Consider the following 15,104-nt stretch of genomic DNA (forward strand, 5'->3'; position numbering starts at 1 on the left):
GGACCGCTCGGGTGGTCATGGGGCGCAGGCGGGCAACCGCGCGTCCTCGAGCAGCGTCCGTACCCGCGAGGCGGCCTCGGTCCGGTCCCAGCCGGCCGCGGCCGCCTCGGCGTCGGTCAGCGCGGCCTCACCGACGACCTCGACGAGCAGCCGCCGCAACCGGTCGTGGGAGAGGACCGCGAAGTCCTGCCGCGACCCGATCCTCCTGATCGCACCCCAGCACGCCGCCGCCGTCGCCGGGCGGCCCGTCCGCGCGGAGGCGACGGCCAGCCCGGCGAGCGCCGTCCCGATCACCGGCATGTCCCGACGGGCGTCCCGCAGGCGCAGCTGGACGAGGGCCCCGACCCGGATGCGTCGGGCGATCGCCGCCTCGGCAGCCGGGAGGCCCGTGGCGGCACCCCTGGACCGGGCCGCCGCCTCGTCCACCGCCGCGATCCGCGCGGCCCCCGCCATGAGCGCCCAGTGCGCGGCGCTCCCCCGGCCGGGCTGCACGACGTCCCACGCCTCGGTGTACCCGGCGGCGGCCGTCGCGAAGTCCCCCTCGTGGCGGGCGCACTCGGCGGTGATCGCGACCGCGAGGACCGCGATGAGGCCCCGGTCGTCGAAGCCACCCCGACCGCCGGTCGGTCGGTGCCGCAGGTCCGCGGCGATCGACCGGGCGCGCTCGACGTCGCCGACCGCGGCCGAGGCGAGCCCGACGCTCCAGCCGATCTCGTACAGGTCGTCCTCGGCCCCGAACAGCTCGAGGTGCTCACGTGCGGTGACGGCCGCGGCGAGCGACTCCCGGTACCGGCCGGACTGCGCGAGCAGCTGGGTCAGCGTCGTCGCCCCGGACCCCGTCGTCCACGCGTCGCCGTTCGCCACCGACAGCTCCTGAGCCCGGCGGGCGTAGCGGAGCGCCTCGGCCGGTTCCCCGTCGTTCTCGGCGAGCGGTGCACTGAGCACGTGCGCCAGGCACGACACGGCGGGGTCGGGATCGGCCCGCAGTCGGGCCAGCGCCGCGAGGCCGTCCTGCGGCCGACCGGCGGTGAGCAGGAGCTCCGCGAGCGCGTCGACCACGGGGTGGCCGGCACGACCGGTCCGGTGCAGACGCCGGAGTCCGGAGACGGCCCGGGCGGTCGTCCGCAGGTCGGAGAACGCCGAGGTGGCGCCGCACAGCACGAGTCCGGTGACGGCGGCCGTGCGGTCTGCCGGGTCCGGCTCGCGGGACCGCAGCGCCGCGACGACGTCGGGTGCGACGGCGACGACCTCGCGGTGCAGCCCGCGCAGGGTCCAGTAGCCGCCGAGTGCGGCGAACACCTGCGTGACCGTCGGGACGTCGTCCGCCCGGAGGGCCCAGCGCAGCAGCGTCACGAGGTTGTCGGCCTCGCGCCGGACCTCGGTGAAGGCGACGAGCTGCTGCGGACCACCCAGGGCGAACACGTTCCGCGTCGACGAGAGCGCACGGCCCCAGGCGGTCATCGCCGTCCGGACCGTCCCGGTCGTGCCGCGATCGGCCAGGCGCGCGGCCCCGAACTCGCGGACGGTCTCGAGCAGCCGGTAGCGCACGGGCTCCCCCTCGACCTCGACGAGCTGCACGAGCGACTGCTCCACGAGCTCGGCGAGGTCGTCGAGCGCGTCCGGCCGCCGGTCGGGAGCCGCCACGGCCTCGACCGCGTCGACCGCCACGCCGTCGGGGAAGAGCGCGAGCCGCGTGAGCAGGTCCTGCGCCCCCGGGTCGAGGAGCCGCCAGCTCCACTCGATCACCGCGAGCAGGGTGCGGTGCCGCTCCGGCGCGCTGCGGTCGCCACCGCGGAGCAGCGCGAAGCGGTCGTCGAGCCGGCGTTCGACCTCGTCGACGGACATGCCGCGGATCCGGGCCGCGGCGAGCTCGATCGCGAGCGGGCTGCCGTCGAGCCGGGTGCAGATCCGGCGCACCGCGTCGACGGGCAGCACGGCACCGGGGCGGGCGGCACGGGCGCGCTCGGTGAAGAGCCGGACGGCCGCACCGTCGGCCTCGACCGGCAGCGGTCCGAGCGGCGCGACGACCTCGCCCGCGATCGCGAGCGGTGCCCGCGAGGTCGTGAGGACCCGGAGGCCCGGCACGGCGGCGAGCAGGTCGGCGGTGCAGCGGGCCACGTCGTGCAGCAGGTGCTCGCAGTTGTCGAGGACGAGCACCGTCGGCCCGTCGTCGAGGGCCCGGACCACGCGGCCCCACAGGTCGGTGACGACGGCGTCCTGGAGCATCCGCGCCGACCGGACCTCCGCGATCCCGAGCAGCGCACCGAGCGCGGGCAGCAGGTCCTGCCCGTCGCCGATCGGCGCGAGCTCGCACACGACCACACCCGTGGTGGCCGGCAGCGCTCCGGCGACGGCCTGCGCCAGCCGGGTCTTCCCGAGTCCGCCCGGGCCGAGCACGGTGACCAGGCGGTGCTCGTCGAGGAGCCCCGAGACCGCGGCGAGGTCGTCCTGCCGGCCGACCAGCTCGTTCGGCGCGACGCGGAGGCCGACCCGTCGGACCGGGTCGTCGGCGGCCACGGACCGCCGGAGCAGTTCGGCGTTGAGCCGCACCAGTTCGCCGGACGGGTCTGCGCCGAGCCCGTCCGCCAGGCGTTCCCGGTGCGCGGCGAACACCGCGAGCGCCTCGGCCGTGCGGCCGTCCGCGTCGAGCGCCCGCATCGCCCCCGCCGCCGCGGTGTCGTCGTAGGGCGACGCCTCGGCCTCGGCGACCCAGATCGTGGCCGCCGCACCGGTGTCCCCGTCCGCGAGCAGCAGCGCGCCGAGCCGCCGACGCAGGGCGTGCTCGGTCGTCGCGGCCCGGTCGGTCAGCGCGGTGCCGAGGTCGCCGTCGACGTCGGCGCCCGGGCTGCCGCGCCAGCGGTCCAGGGCGTCGCGCACGGTCGTCGGGTCGGCGTCGTGCACGGCCTGTTCCGCGGCCACGAGGTCGATGCCGTCGGGGTCGCCGCCGAGTGCGTACCCCGTGCTCGTCGAGACGACCAGGCCGTCCGCGGTCGTGCGGCGCAGGCGCGAGACGAGGGTCTGCAGCGCGGCCCGGGCGCCCTTCGGCCGGTCCTCGCCCCAGAGCTCGTCGATGAGCGCATCGGTGCCGAGGGCGTGCCCGGGGGCGAGCACGAGCGCCGTCAGGAACGACCGGGCGAGCGCTCCCGGCACCGGGAGCGCGGTGCCGTCCGGACCCGCGACCGTGACCGGTCCGAGGACGGCGACACGGGAGGCGACGGGCACGGCCCGATCCTAGTGAGCGTGGCCGCCGGTCGAGCGGCCGAACGGCCCGGTCTTCGTGTCGACGTCCTCCGTCGCCCGCTTCTCCGACTCGAGGATCCCACGCAGCGCCACGATCGCACTCGCCGTCACGGTGACGTGCGACGGGTTCGAGCGGCTGGCGTCGAGCGCCTCCTCGAGCCGTGCGATCGCCTCGTCGCCCTCGTCCTCCGGGCAGTCCCCGCGTACCACGCAGGCGACCTGACGCAGCGCCCCGGCCATCGGCTCCGCGAACGTCGGGTCCGGCCGGCCGATGTTGTCGGCCACCGGACCGGACCGTGCCACGAGCTCGGTGAGGTCCGTCGTGTACCAGGCCGCCCGTTCGAGCGCGCGGAAGCGTGCCCCGTCCGTCGCCAGCCGGGCGCGGGAACCACGGAGGGCGCTGCGCGGGTTCATCCGACGACTCTCCTGCGCCACCGAGACCCGGTCCCGGACGTCGGCGATCGCCTTGTCGAGGCGCCCCTGCTGCCGGTCCCAGGCCGCGGTGTCCGGCTCCCCCTGGTCGAGCACGTCCGCGAGGTCGTCGAGGTGCTGCGCGAGCACCGCGTTCACCTGGTCGATGCGACGTTCGGCGTCCCAGAAGTGCAGCGGCGGCACGATCGCGAAGTTCACCGCGAGGCCGATGGCGATCCCGATGGCCATCTGCACGACGTACGCGAACGAGTAGCCCTCGGCGTTGCCGCCTCCGATGAGGAGCACGAACAGCGCCGCCATCGGCACCCAGGAGTACCCCTCGCCGAGGATCCGGAAGCCGCTGACGAGGACACCCAGGCCCACGACCAGCGCCACGGCGACGACCCCGGGGGCGTCCACGAGCATCGTGAAGCCGGCGATCAGGATGCCGAGCGTGATGCCGACCAGCGTCTGCACGCCCGCGCGGATGCCGGCGAACACCGTCGTCCGCATGGCGACGATGGCCCCGAGCGGTGCGTAGTACGGGTACTCGGCGGCGACGCCGGGCGCGTACTTCGCGAGGGTCCACGCGATCACGGCGGCGACCGCGGCCTTGGCCGCGAGGAGCAGGCGCGGTTGCGTCCCCGAGTCGCGGCTCCACTGCCACAGTCGGCGCCCCGCGCCGGTGATCCGTTCTGCTCGTGCCATGACGGGATCACCGTAGGCGCGGTCGGCTGTGAGGGCGGACGGGAGGCGCTGCGCACGACCGGCGCGCGCCTCCCGTCCGCCCGTGGTCACCTCCGGACGCGACGGAACCCCCGCGACGTGCGTCGCGGGGGTTCCGTCGTGTGGTGGTGCTGGACCTACTTGGCTGCGTCGTCCGACTTGGCAGCGGCGTCGGCCTCGACCTCGGCGGCAGCCGGGGTCTCGGTCTCGGCCTCGACGGGAGCGGACTCCTCGGTCGTCTCGGTCTCGTCGACCGGGGTCTCCTCGGCGGGCGTCTCGTCCGCGACCGGCGCAGCGGCAGCGGCCGGGGCGGCGTCGCGCTTGACCGGGGCAGGCCCGCCCGAGACCGGCTCGAGCACGAGCTCGATCGAGGCGAGCGGCGCGTTGTCACCCTTGCGGAAGCCGAGCTTCGTGATGCGGGTGTAACCGCCCTGGCGGTCCTCGACCTGCGGCGCGATCTCCGTGAACAGCGTGTGCACGACGGACTTGTCACGCAGCTGTGCGATGACGCGACGGCGCGCGTGCAGGTCGCCACGCTTCGCGAACGTGATGAGACGCTCGGCGACGGGACGGAGGCGCTTGGCCTTCGTCTCGGTGGTGGTGATGCGGCCGTGCGTGAACAGGGCGTTGGCGAGGTTGCTCAGGAGCAGGCGCTCGTGGGCGGGGCCGCCACCGAGGCGGGGGCCCTTGGTGGGCTTCGGCATGTCAGTTCTCCAGTGGTGATGGTGGTGCGCACCGACTCATCGGTGCGCGTGCGCGTGAGCGCGAGGTCAGTTGTTGGACTCGTCCTCGTCGTACCCGCTGTAGAAGTGGGCGCCGTCGAATCCGGGGACGGTGTCCTTGAGGGACAGGCCGAGCTCGGTGAGCTTGTCCTTGACCTCGTCCACCGACTTCTGACCGAAGTTGCGGATGTTCATGAGCTGCGTCTCCGACAGGGCGACGAGCTCGGACACCGTGTTGATGCCCTCCCGCTTGAGGCAGTTGTAGCTGCGGACCGACAGGTCGAGGTCCTCGATCGGGGTCTGCAGCTCGTTCGAGAGCACCGCGTCGACCGGCGCGGGGCCGATCTCGATGCCCTCGGCCGCCGTGTTCAGCTCGCGGGCGAGACCGAACAGCTCGACCAGCGTGCGGCCTGCCGACGCGATGGCGTCGCGCGGCGTGATCGCCGGCTTCGACTCGACGTCGACGACCAGGCGGTCGAAGTCCGTGCGCTCACCGGCACGCGTCGCCTCGACGCGGTAGGTGACCTTGAGGACCGGCGAGTAGATCGAGTCGATCGGGATCTGACCGGCTTCGCTGAACTCGGAACGGTTCTGCGTCGCCGACACGTAGCCGCGGCCACGCTCGATCGTCAGCTCGAGCTCGAACCGCGCGGTGTCGTTCAGGGTCGCGATGACGAGGTCCGGGTTGTGGATCTCGACGCCGGCCGGGGCGGAGATGTCCGCCGCGGTGACCTGACCGGCACCCTGCTTGCGCAGGTACGCGGTGATCGGCTCGTCGTGCTCGCTGGAGACGACGAGGCTCTTGATGTTGAGGATGATCTCGGTGACGTCTTCCTTGACACCGGGGACGGTGCTGAACTCGTGGAGGACGCCGTCGATGCGGATGCTGGTGACAGCCGCGCCGGGGATCGAGGAGAGGAGCGTGCGGCGCAGCGAGTTGCCGAGGGTGTAACCGAAGCCCGGCTCGAGCGGCTCGATGACGAAGCGCGAGCGGTACTCGGAGATCGACTCCTCGGTCAGGGTGGGGCGCTGTGCAATGAGCACTGTGGGATTCCTTTCGGCGGAGTGTCCGCTATATGACACTCGGCGGTACGACGGGGCCGACCGGGCCCCGACGGGTCTGTTGAGTTGTGATCACGCGGACGGGCGGACCGGAACGGCCCACCGCCCGCGATCGAACGACCAGGAATGGCCGGCCCCGCTCGCCCCGGTCAGGGGACGAGCGGGGAACGGCCGGTTGCTCCTCGCGTCAGACGCGGCGACGCTTCGGCGGGCGGCAGCCGTTGTGCGCCTGCGGGGTGACGTCGTTGATCGAACCGACCTCGAGGCCGGCGGCCTGCAGGGAACGGATCGCGGTCTCGCGACCCGAGCCCGGGCCCTTGACGAAGACGTCGACCTTCTTGACGCCGTGCTCCTGCGCCTGACGCGCAGCGGACTCGGCGGCGAGCTGCGCCGCGAACGGCGTCGACTTGCGCGAACCCTTGAAGCCCACGGCACCCGAGGACGCCCAGCTGAGGACGGCACCCGACGGGTCGGTGATGCTGACGATGGTGTTGTTGAACGTGCTCTTGATGTGGGCCTGGCCCACGGCGACGTTCTTCTTCTCCTTGCGACGCGGCTTGCGCGCGGCAGTCTTGGGGGTAGCCATGATGATCTCCTATCGGGCCTTCTTCTTGCCTGCCACGGTGCGCTTCGGTCCCTTGCGGGTACGCGCGTTGGTCTTGGTGCGCTGACCACGCACCGGGAGACCACGACGGTGGCGGAGACCCTCGTAGCTACCGATCTCGACCTTGCGGCGGATGTCGGCGGCGACCTCGCGGCGGAGGTCACCCTCCACCTTGAAGTTGCCCTCGATGAAGTCACGGAGGGCGACGAGCTGGTCGTCGGTCAGGTCCTTGACGCGGATGTCACCGGAGATACCGGTCTCGGCGAGTGCCTGGACCGCGCGGGTACGGCCGACGCCGTAGATGTACGTGAGTGCGATCTCCACGCGCTTCTCGCGCGGGATGTCGACGCCTGCTAGACGTGCCATGTGCTGGCTGCTCCTGTTGTCGATGGAGGTCTGGCGCAGTACCGGTGCCCGGGCCTCCGCCCCGAGGTGTCCCCCGCGGCCGGAGCCACGGGATCTGGTACTGCGTGTTCAGTGTTGAGTTGTGGGTCCTGCTGGGAGCTCAGCCCTGGCGCTGCTTGTGGCGCGGGTTGCTCTTGCAGATCACCATGACGCGGCCCTTCCGGCGGATCACTCGGCAGTGCTCGCAGATGGGCTTGACGCTGGGGTTGACCTTCATGGTTGTTTCCTCGTGCTCGCTGGCTTCGTGCCCGGCGGGTTCGCCGAGCCGTTCCTTTCCAGCTCGCGGATCACTTGTAGCGGTAGACGATCCGGCCGCGGGTCAGGTCGTACGGGCTCAGCTCCACGATCACGCGGTCCTCGGGGAGGATGCGGATGTAGTGCTGGCGCATCTTCCCGGAGATGTGCGCGAGGACCTTGTGTCCGTTGGTCAGCTCAACGCGGAACATCGCGTTGGGCAGAGCTTCGAGCACCGAGCCCTCGATCTCGATGACGCCGTCTTTCTTGGCCATAGCCTCACTGTCGCTTGGTTGGATTACCGGTGTGATCCCCGAGCCGGTCTGCGGGTCGGGCGCCACGCCGAAGGGCATGGCACACCAAAGGTCGATCCTATGTGATGGCGGCGGTATTGCCAAGTGCCGGCTCCCTCCGGCCGCGCGCCACGAGGCTGAGTGTTCCCCAGTGGACCGTCGGCGACTTCCCGGTTCCCCGCTCCGGGTCCGCCCGTAGCCTGGCGATCGACGTCCGTCCCCCGCGCCGGACCACCGATCGGAGTCCCCGTGCCCCACGCACCACGCCGTCCCCTCGCCCGTCACGGCCGCCTGCGCCGCCACCGCGGCTGGGGCACCGCACTGGGCCTCGTGGCATCGGCCCTGGCGGTCGTCCTGGTCAGCGGGACGAGCGTCGCGGCGATCGCCGGCGCGCAGCTCGCCGCGGCACCGCACACGGTCGAGCTGAGCTCGGACGACCAGGACACGGCGAAGACCGCCGACATCACCGCGATCAAGGGCGGCGCGAACATCCTGGTCGTCGGGAGCGACACCCGGATCGGGCAGTTCGACTCCGACGAGAAGGTCGAGGGTGCCCGGAACGACGTCACGATCCTCGTCCACATCTCCCAGGACCACCAGCAGCTCACGGCCGTGAGCTTCCCGCGCGACCTCGAGGTGCCGATCCCGGCCTGCACGAACCCCGAGACCGGGACGACCTACCCGGCCTCCGACGGCGAACTGCTCAACGAGTCCCTCGGCCACGGCGGGCTCTCCTGCGTCGTCGACACCGTCGAGAACCTGACCGGCCTCACGATCCCCTACGCCGGGCTGATCACCTTCGACGGCGTCGTCTCGATGTCGAACGCCGTCGGCGGCGTGGACGTCTGCGTGGCCAAGCCCATCGACGACACGTACACCGGCCTCCAGCTCTCGGCCGGGCAGCACACCCTCGCCGGGCAGGACGCCCTCGCCTTCCTGCGCAGCCGTCACGGTGTGGGCGACTCGAGCGACCTCGCCCGCATCAGCTCGCAGCAGGTGTTCCTCTCCGCCCTGCTGCGCAAGGTGACCTCGGACGGCACCCTGTCGAACCCGGTCACGCTCTACAAGCTCGCCGGCGCCGCCCTCGGCAACATGACGCTCTCCGACGGGCTCGCGCAGACCCGGACCCTCGTCGGCCTCGCCTCCACCCTCCGCGGGATGAGCACGGCGAACATGCTGTTCGTGCAGTACCCGGTGGTCGACGACCCGCAGGACAGCGCGCACGTGCTCGTCTCCACGGACCCCGCGCACGCGCTCAACGTGGCGCTGCAGGAGGACCGGAGGACGTCGTTGTCCGACTCGACGACCGGGCGGGCCTCGGAGGAGTCCCCGACGGCCGGCAGCACGCCGACGCCGAGCACCGGCACCGCTCCGTCCACCGGCACGGCACCGTCGAGCCAGTCGCCGGCGACCGGCACCGCGCCGTCGAGCAGCACGGGGTCGGGCGGCAGCGGGACGACGACGACCGCTCCGAGCGCGACGCCGCTGCCGTCGAGCATCTCCGGACAGGCCGCGTCCGAGCAGACCTGCACGGTCGGGAACTGACACCTTGCGGAGGGTCCCCGCCGTTCCACGGCGGGGCGCGCCTCCAGGCCGGTGCGACCGGGGGGACTCGCGCTACGTGATCGGGACGGGCGTGACGCCGAGCGGCACGAGGCCGGAGGCCCCGCCGTCGGTGGCGGTCAGGACCCAGATGCCGTCCGCGTGCACGGCGACCGAGTGCTCCCAGTGCGCCGCGTCCGAACCGTCGAGCGTGCGGATCGTCCAGTCGTCGTCGTCCGTCGAGCTGTCGATCGTGCCGGCGGTGATCATCGGTTCGATCGCCACCACCAGACCGGGCTTCACCGCCGGACCCGCACCGCGGACCCGGTAGTTGAAGACCGGCGGCTCCTCGTGCATCGAACGGCCGATGCCGTGCCCCGTGAAGTCCTCGACGATGCCCCACGCACCGGTCTCGTCGACGGCGTCCTCGACGACCGCGCCGACCTCGTTCAGGGAGCGCGCGTGGGCGAGGGCCGCGATGCCGTGCCACAGCGCTCGCTCGGTCGTGTCGGAGAGCGTCTGGCGCGCCGCGGTCAGCGGGGCGTCACCACCGGGCAGCACGGTCGTGAACGCGCTGTCGCCGTTCCACCCGTCGACCTCGGCACCGGCGTCGACCGACACGATGTCGCCCGGCTGGAGCACGCGGTCGCCGGGGATCCCGTGCACGATCTCGTCGTTCACCGAGACGCACAGCGTGTGCCGGTAGCCCGGCACGAGCTGGAAGTTCGGGATGCCGCCACCGTCACGGATCGTCCGCTCGGCGATCGCGTCGAGCTCACCCGTGGTCACCCCCGGCCGGAGCGCCTCACGGACCGCGGTGAGCGCGGCCTCGGTCAGCAGCCCCGGACGGACCATCGCCCGGAGTTCCTCGGGCGACTTGTAGATCGACGGCTTCCGACGGCGCACGACGCGGACTCAGACGCCCGCGGTGAGCCCGCGGGACGTCAGGGCCGCCTGGATGCGGTCGCCGACCTCGTCGATGCCGCCGAGGCCGTCGACGTCCACGACGAGCCCGCGCTCCGCGTAGGCCGCGACGATCGGCGCCGTCTGCTCCGTGTAGACCTGCTGGCGACGACGGATGGTGTCCTCGTTGTCGTCGGTGCGACCCTGGTCCTGGGCGCGCTTGAGCAGGCGCTCGACCAGGGCGTCCTGGTCGGCGACGAGCTGCACGACGGCGTCGATCCCGGTGCCCTGCTCGGCGAGGAGTGCGTCGAGGTACGCCACCTGACCGACGGTGCGGGGGTAGCCGTCGAGCAGGAAGCCCTGCTCGGCGTCCGCCTCCGCCAGGCGGGACTTGACGAGCTCGTTGGTCAGCTCGTCCGGCACGTAGTCGCCGGCGTCCATGATCGCCTTCGCCTGCACCCCGAGCGGCGTGCCCTCGGAGACGTTCTTGCGGAAGATGTCACCCGTGGAGATCGCGGGGACGCCGAAGCCCTCCGCGATGCGACCGGCCTGGGTGCCCTTCCCGGCTCCGGGAGGTCCGACGATGATGAGACGTGCGCTCAACGGAGAAGCCCTTCGTAGTGACGTTGCTGCAGCTGCGAGTCGATCTGCTTCACGGTCTCGAGACCGACACCCACGATGATGAGGATGCTCGCGCCGCCGAACGGGAAGTTCTGGTTCGCGCCGAACAGCGCCAGTGCTGCCAGCGGGATGAGCGCGATGAGACCGAGGTAGAGCGAACCGGGCAACGTCACCCGGGTCAGGACGTAGTCGAGGTACTCGGCCGTCGGACGACCGGCCCGGATGCCCGGGATGAAGCCGCCGTACTTCTTCATGTTGTCGGCGACCTCTTCGGGGTTGAAGGTGATCGCGACGTAGAAGTACGTGAACCCGACGATGAGCAGGAAGTACAGGACCATGTAGAACCAGTTGTCACCCGAGGTCAGGTTGTTCTGGATCCAGGTCACCCACGCGGCCGGCTCGGTGCCGTCGGAGGGCTGGTTGAACTGCGCGACCAGGGCCGGCAGGTAGAGCAGCGACGAGGCGAAGATGACGGGCACGACGCCGGCCATGTTCACCTTGATCGGGATGTAGGTGTTGTTGCCGCCGTAGGTGCGACGACCGACCATGCGCTTGGCGTACTGCACGGGGATGCGCCGCTGCGACTGCTCGACGAACACGACGGCCATCATGATCACCAGGCCGACGAGGATCACGAACAGGAAGAGCTCGAAGGACTGCGACTGCTCGATGGCCCAGAGCGCCGACGGGAACTGCGCCGCGATCGAGGTGAAGATGAGGAGCGACATGCCGTTGCCGATGCCGCGCTCGGTGACGAGCTCGCCCATCCACATGATGAGGCCGGTGCCGGCGGTCAGCGTGACGACCATGAGCATGATCGCGTACCAGCTGTCGTTCGAGATGATCGACGAGCAGGACGCCGAGGCGTTCGTGCCGAACAGGGCGCCGGAGCGGGCGACCGTGATGAGCGTGGTCGACTGCAGCACACCGAGCGCGATGGTGAGGTAGCGCGTGTACTGCGTCAGCTTCGCCTGGCCCGACTGCCCCTCCTTGTAGAGGGCGTCGAAGTGCGGGATCACGACGCGCAGGAGCTGCACGATGATCGACGACGTGATGTACGGCATGATGCCGAGCGCGAAGACCGAGAGCTTCAGCAGCGCGCCGCCGGAGAACAGGTTGATCAGGTCGTAGAGGCCGCCGGAGGACGACGCGCTGGCGAGGCAGCTCTGCACGGCGGCGTAGTCGACGAACGGTGCGGGGATGTACGACCCCAGGCGGAACAGCGCGATGATCGCGAGGGTGAAGCCGATCTTCTTCCGAAGATCTGGGGTGCGCATGATGCGCGCGACCGCTCTGAACACGAGGACTCCGAACTTCTGGGACCGCGCGACCCGACCGGGCGTCACGGTTCGGTCGGCAGCGCCGACCAGGCCGTCGGACGACGGCCACTGTCAAGGAAACCGTAACGGCGGCCCGTGCGCAAACGCACGGGCCGCCGACGGGGGTTACTGGGAGACGGTGCCGCCAGCAGCCGCGATCTTCTCGGCGGCGGACGCCGAGACCTTGTCGACCGAGACCGTGAGCTTCACGCTGATGTCACCCTGACCGAGAACCTTGACCTTCTCGTTCTTGCGGACGGCGCCCTTGGCGACCAGGTCCGCGACGGTGACGTCGCCACCGTTGGGGTAGAGCTCCGCGATCTTGTCCAGGTTCACGACCTGGTACTCGACACGGAACGGGTTCTTGAACCCGCGGAGCTTCGGGGTGCGCATGTGCAGCGGCATCTGCCCACCCTCGAAGCCGACCTTGACCTGGTAACGAGCCTTCTGGCCCTTGGTACCACGGCCGGCGGTCTTGCCCTTGGAGCCCTCACCACGGCCGACACGGGTGCGGTCCTTCTTGGAACCGGCAGCCGGGCGGAGGTGGTGCAGCTTCAGCACCTGGACCCGCTCGTTCTTCTCGTCGCTCATGCGTCGACCTCCTCGACCTTCACGAGGTGCGCGACCGTCGCGACGTACCCGCGGTTCTGGGCGTTGTCCTCACGCAGGACCGTACGGCCGATGCGCTTGAGGCCCAGGCTGCGCAGGGTGTCGCGCTGGTACTGCTTCTCGCTGATAACGGACTTCGTCTGCGTGATCTTCAGCATCGCCATCACGCACCTGCCTTCTCGGTCGCGGCACGCAGTGCTGCGGCCTCGGCCTGGAGCAGACGCGCCGGGACGACCCGGTCGACGTCGAGGCCACGACGGCTGGCGACGGCGCGGGGCTCCTCGAGCTGCTGCAGCGCCGTGACCGTCGCGTGCACGATGTTGATGGTGTTCGACGAGCCGAGCGACTTGCTCAGGACGTCGTGGATGCCGGCGCACTCGAGCACGGCGCGGACCGGACCACCGGCGATGACACCGGTACCGGCAGCGGCCGGACGCAGGAGCACGACACCGGCAGCGGCCTCACCCTGGGTGGGGTGCGGGATCGTGTTGCCGACGCGGGGGACGCGGAAGAAGTTCTTCTTCGCCTCCTCGACGCCCTTCGAGATCGCGGTGGGGACTTCCTTCGCCTTGCCGTAGCCGACACCGACGAGGCCGTTGCCGTCACCGACGACGACGAGCGCCGTGAAGCTGAAGCGACGACCACCCTTGACGACCTTCGAGACGCGGTTGATGGTCACCACGCGCTCGAGGAACTGGCTGTCGCCACCGCGGTTGTTGCGGTCGCGGCCCTGCTGACGGTCACGCCCGCCGCCACGACGGCCGCGCTGGTCGGCGTTGTCGCGGTTGTTCGACGCGGAACCCGCGGCGGTCTCGACCGGACGCTCGGCGACGGCGGCGGTGTCCGCCTCCTTGCCGGTCGTGGCCTTGGCCTCGGTCGTCGCCTCGGCCGCAGGAGCGGTCTCGGTCTCGGCCGCTTCGTTGTTGTTCGCGATGTCGCTCACAGGTTCAGCCCTCCTTCACGGGCACCATCGGCGATCGCGGCGACGCGACCGGCGTACTTGCTCCCACCGCGGTCGAAGACCACGGCCTCGACGCCGGCAGCCTTCGCACGCTCGGCGACGAGCTCGCCGATGCGACGGGCCTTGGCCGTCTTGTCGCCGTCGAACGAACGGAGGTCGGCCTCCATCGTCGACGCACTGGCCAGGGTGTGGCCCTTCGCGTCGTCGATGACCTGGACGAACACGTGACGCGACGACCGGGTGACGGCGAGACGCGGACGCGCCTCGGTGCCGGTGATCTTCTTGCGGAGACGGTTGTGACGGCGCGCCTTGGCGGCCGACTTGCTCTTTCCTCGGATACCGAGAGCCATGATCACTTACCTGACTTTCCGGCCTTGCGGCGCACGATCTCGCCCGCGTAGCGGACACCCTTGCCCTTGTAGGGCTCGGGCTTGCGCAGCTTGCGGATGTTGGCAGCCACCTCGCCGACGGCCTGCTTGTCGATGCCCGACACGGTGAGCTTGTTGTTGCCCTCGACGGCGAAGCTGATGCCCGCCGGCGGCTCGACCGTGATGGGGTGGGAGTAGCCGAGCGCGAACTCGACGTTCGAGCCCTTCGCCGCCACGCGGTAACCGGTGCCGACGACCTCGAGGCCCTTGGAGTAGCCCTGGGTGACGCCGACGATGTTGTTCGCGATGAGGGTGCGGGTCAGGCCGTGCAGGGCACGGGACTCGCGCTCGTCGTCCGGGCGCGTGACGAGGACCTGGTTCTCCTCGACCTTGGCCTGGATGGGCTCAGCGATGACGAGCGAGAGCTCGCCCTTCGGGCCCTTGACCGCAACGGTCGAACCGTCGACGGAGACGGTCACGCCGGCGGGGATGTCGATGGGAAGACGTCCGATACGAGACATTGTCGGTCACCACACGTAGGCGAGGACTTCCCCACCCACGCCCTTCTGCTCGGCTTCACGGTCGGTGAGCAGTCCCGACGAGGTCGAGAGGATCGCCACGCCGAGGCCACCGAGGACCTGGGGGATCTCCGTCGACTTCGCGTACACCCGGAGACCGGGCTTCGAGACGCGCTTGATGCCGGCGATCGAACGCTCGCGCTCGGGGCCGTACTTCAGGTCGATCGTGAGGGTCTGCCCGACGCGGGCGTCCTCGATCTTCCACTCGCTGATGTAACCCTCGCGCTTGAGGATGTCTGCGATGTTCTTCTTCAGCTTGGAGCTGGGCAGCGAGACGGCGTCGTGGTGCGCCGAGTTCGCGTTCCGCAATCTGGTCAGCATGTCTGCGACCGGATCGGTCATCGTCATGATGGTCGTCCATTCTTCGCCTGGTTTCGACACCCGTTCCACGAATGCCGACCTGAGCGATCGGGTGGTCTCCGAGCGGTTCCCGGAGACCTGGAGGCCGGCGGCTGACGCCGACGGCCGGTGTTCGTGCGTGCGGGCCGGAGGACGTGAATCCTCCG

General features: G+C 70.9%; 18 protein-coding genes. 1 reads left to right on the forward strand and 17 read right to left on the reverse strand.

All coding sequences use genetic code 11. From position 1 onward, the window contains the following. Window positions 1–15: 15 nt before the first annotated feature. The 8 genes from QUG92_RS05330 to infA all read right to left on the reverse strand — a co-directional run bounded on the left by QUG92_RS05330 (window position 16) and on the right by infA (window position 7,679). The gene (locus QUG92_RS05330) at window positions 16–3,222 is read right to left on the reverse strand and encodes an AfsR/SARP family transcriptional regulator (protein ID WP_289457971.1); all 3,207 of its coding nucleotides are present in this window, start codon (window positions 3,220–3,222) and stop codon (window positions 16–18) included. A 9-nt stretch (window positions 3,223–3,231) separates the two neighbouring features. Beyond that, a complete protein-coding gene (locus QUG92_RS05335) occupies window positions 3,232–4,359 on the reverse strand; it encodes an FUSC family protein (RefSeq protein WP_182045391.1) in 1,128 nt (375 codons plus the stop codon). 155 nt (window positions 4,360–4,514) lie between these two features. Beyond that, a complete protein-coding gene (gene rplQ, locus QUG92_RS05340) occupies window positions 4,515–5,081 on the reverse strand; it encodes a 50S ribosomal protein L17 (protein WP_289457972.1) in 567 nt (188 codons plus the stop codon). A gap of 66 nt (window positions 5,082–5,147) precedes the next feature. Then, window positions 5,148–6,143 carry a DNA-directed RNA polymerase subunit alpha gene (locus QUG92_RS05345; RefSeq protein ID WP_069712814.1) on the reverse strand — a complete coding sequence of 332 codons (996 nt, stop codon included), beginning with the start codon at window positions 6,141–6,143 and terminating at the stop codon, window positions 5,148–5,150. Window positions 6,144–6,348: 205 nt separating this feature from the next. Then, entirely contained in the window at window positions 6,349–6,747 is a 399-nt protein-coding gene (gene rpsK / locus QUG92_RS05350; protein WP_017885507.1) for a 30S ribosomal protein S11, read from the reverse strand. Window positions 6,748–6,756: 9 nt separating this feature from the next. Beyond that, window positions 6,757–7,131, reverse strand: coding sequence for a 30S ribosomal protein S13 (gene rpsM / locus QUG92_RS05355; RefSeq protein ID WP_058728274.1), 375 nt, complete (start codon window positions 7,129–7,131; stop codon window positions 6,757–6,759). A 139-nt stretch (window positions 7,132–7,270) separates the two neighbouring features. Continuing rightward, window positions 7,271–7,387, reverse strand: coding sequence for a 50S ribosomal protein L36 (rpmJ, locus tag QUG92_RS05360; RefSeq protein ID WP_022903266.1), 117 nt, complete (start codon window positions 7,385–7,387; stop codon window positions 7,271–7,273). Between the two features lie 70 nt (window positions 7,388–7,457). Then, on the reverse strand, window positions 7,458–7,679 hold the full coding sequence (gene infA / locus QUG92_RS05365) for a translation initiation factor IF-1 (RefSeq protein ID WP_017885509.1): 222 nt from the start codon (window positions 7,677–7,679) through the stop codon (window positions 7,458–7,460). A 267-nt stretch (window positions 7,680–7,946) separates the two neighbouring features. On the opposite strand from infA, the gene QUG92_RS05370 reads away from it, so the two are divergent. Further along, a complete protein-coding gene (locus QUG92_RS05370; protein ID WP_289457983.1) occupies window positions 7,947–9,242 on the forward strand; it encodes an LCP family protein in 1,296 nt (431 codons plus the stop codon). Window positions 9,243–9,314: 72 nt separating this feature from the next. On the opposite strand, the gene map is transcribed toward QUG92_RS05370, so the two are convergent. From map to rpsH, 9 genes are all read right to left on the reverse strand, one after another. Further along, window positions 9,315–10,145 carry a type I methionyl aminopeptidase gene (map, locus tag QUG92_RS05375; RefSeq protein WP_289457985.1) on the reverse strand — a complete coding sequence of 277 codons (831 nt, stop codon included), beginning with the start codon at window positions 10,143–10,145 and terminating at the stop codon, window positions 9,315–9,317. 9 nt (window positions 10,146–10,154) lie between these two features. Beyond that, the gene (locus QUG92_RS05380) at window positions 10,155–10,745 is read right to left on the reverse strand and encodes an adenylate kinase (RefSeq protein ID WP_069712813.1); all 591 of its coding nucleotides are present in this window, start codon (window positions 10,743–10,745) and stop codon (window positions 10,155–10,157) included. Then, window positions 10,742–12,064, reverse strand: coding sequence for a preprotein translocase subunit SecY (gene secY, locus QUG92_RS05385; protein ID WP_058728271.1), 1,323 nt, complete (start codon window positions 12,062–12,064; stop codon window positions 10,742–10,744). Before secY ends, QUG92_RS05380 begins: the two co-directional genes overlap by 4 nt. A 144-nt stretch (window positions 12,065–12,208) precedes the next feature. After that, window positions 12,209–12,673, reverse strand: a complete 465-nt coding sequence (rplO, locus tag QUG92_RS05390) for a 50S ribosomal protein L15 (protein WP_220456166.1) — start codon at window positions 12,671–12,673, stop codon at window positions 12,209–12,211. Next, on the reverse strand, window positions 12,670–12,855 hold the full coding sequence (gene rpmD, locus QUG92_RS05395; RefSeq protein WP_022906355.1) for a 50S ribosomal protein L30: 186 nt from the start codon (window positions 12,853–12,855) through the stop codon (window positions 12,670–12,672). Before rpmD ends, rplO begins: the two co-directional genes overlap by 4 nt. Further along, the gene (gene rpsE / locus QUG92_RS05400) at window positions 12,855–13,634 is read right to left on the reverse strand and encodes a 30S ribosomal protein S5 (protein WP_259346016.1); all 780 of its coding nucleotides are present in this window, start codon (window positions 13,632–13,634) and stop codon (window positions 12,855–12,857) included. The genes rpmD and rpsE overlap by 1 nt, the downstream gene beginning before the upstream one ends. Beyond that, on the reverse strand, window positions 13,631–14,002 hold the full coding sequence (gene rplR / locus QUG92_RS05405) for a 50S ribosomal protein L18 (RefSeq protein WP_066657014.1): 372 nt from the start codon (window positions 14,000–14,002) through the stop codon (window positions 13,631–13,633). The genes rpsE and rplR overlap by 4 nt, the downstream gene beginning before the upstream one ends. A 2-nt stretch (window positions 14,003–14,004) precedes the next feature. Next, complete coding sequence (rplF, locus tag QUG92_RS05410) at window positions 14,005–14,541, reverse strand: 50S ribosomal protein L6 (RefSeq protein WP_069712810.1); 537 nt, start codon at window positions 14,539–14,541, stop codon at window positions 14,005–14,007. Between the two features lie 6 nt (window positions 14,542–14,547). After that, entirely contained in the window at window positions 14,548–14,946 is a 399-nt protein-coding gene (rpsH, locus tag QUG92_RS05415; RefSeq protein ID WP_069712809.1) for a 30S ribosomal protein S8, read from the reverse strand. Window positions 14,947–15,104 lie beyond the last annotated feature (158 nt).

This window comes from Curtobacterium citri (assembly GCF_030362955.1).
Classification (GTDB): domain Bacteria; phylum Actinomycetota; class Actinomycetes; order Actinomycetales; family Microbacteriaceae; genus Curtobacterium; species Curtobacterium citri.

Coding starts and splice junctions, on each gene's coding strand:
- rpmD (WP_022906355.1), bottom strand. CDS start 12,855: ATGGCGATGCTGAAGATCACGCAGACGAAGTCCGTTATCAGCGAGAAG.
- rplF (WP_069712810.1), bottom strand. CDS start 14,541: ATGTCTCGTATCGGACGTCTTCCCATCGACATCCCCGCCGGCGTGACC.
- rpmJ (WP_022903266.1), bottom strand. CDS start 7,387: ATGAAGGTCAACCCCAGCGTCAAGCCCATCTGCGAGCACTGCCGAGTG.
- rpsM (WP_058728274.1), bottom strand. CDS start 7,131: ATGGCACGTCTAGCAGGCGTCGACATCCCGCGCGAGAAGCGCGTGGAG.
- rplO (WP_220456166.1), bottom strand. CDS start 12,673: ATGAGCGACGAGAAGAACGAGCGGGTCCAGGTGCTGAAGCTGCACCAC.
- rpsK (WP_017885507.1), bottom strand. CDS start 6,747: ATGGCTACCCCCAAGACTGCCGCGCGCAAGCCGCGTCGCAAGGAGAAG.
- QUG92_RS05335 (WP_182045391.1), bottom strand. CDS start 4,359: ATGGCACGAGCAGAACGGATCACCGGCGCGGGGCGCCGACTGTGGCAG.
- rpsH (WP_069712809.1), bottom strand. CDS start 14,946: ATGACGATGACCGATCCGGTCGCAGACATGCTGACCAGATTGCGGAAC.
- rplQ (WP_289457972.1), bottom strand. CDS start 5,081: ATGCCGAAGCCCACCAAGGGCCCCCGCCTCGGTGGCGGCCCCGCCCAC.
- infA (WP_017885509.1), bottom strand. CDS start 7,679: ATGGCCAAGAAAGACGGCGTCATCGAGATCGAGGGCTCGGTGCTCGAA.
- rplR (WP_066657014.1), bottom strand. CDS start 14,002: ATGGCTCTCGGTATCCGAGGAAAGAGCAAGTCGGCCGCCAAGGCGCGC.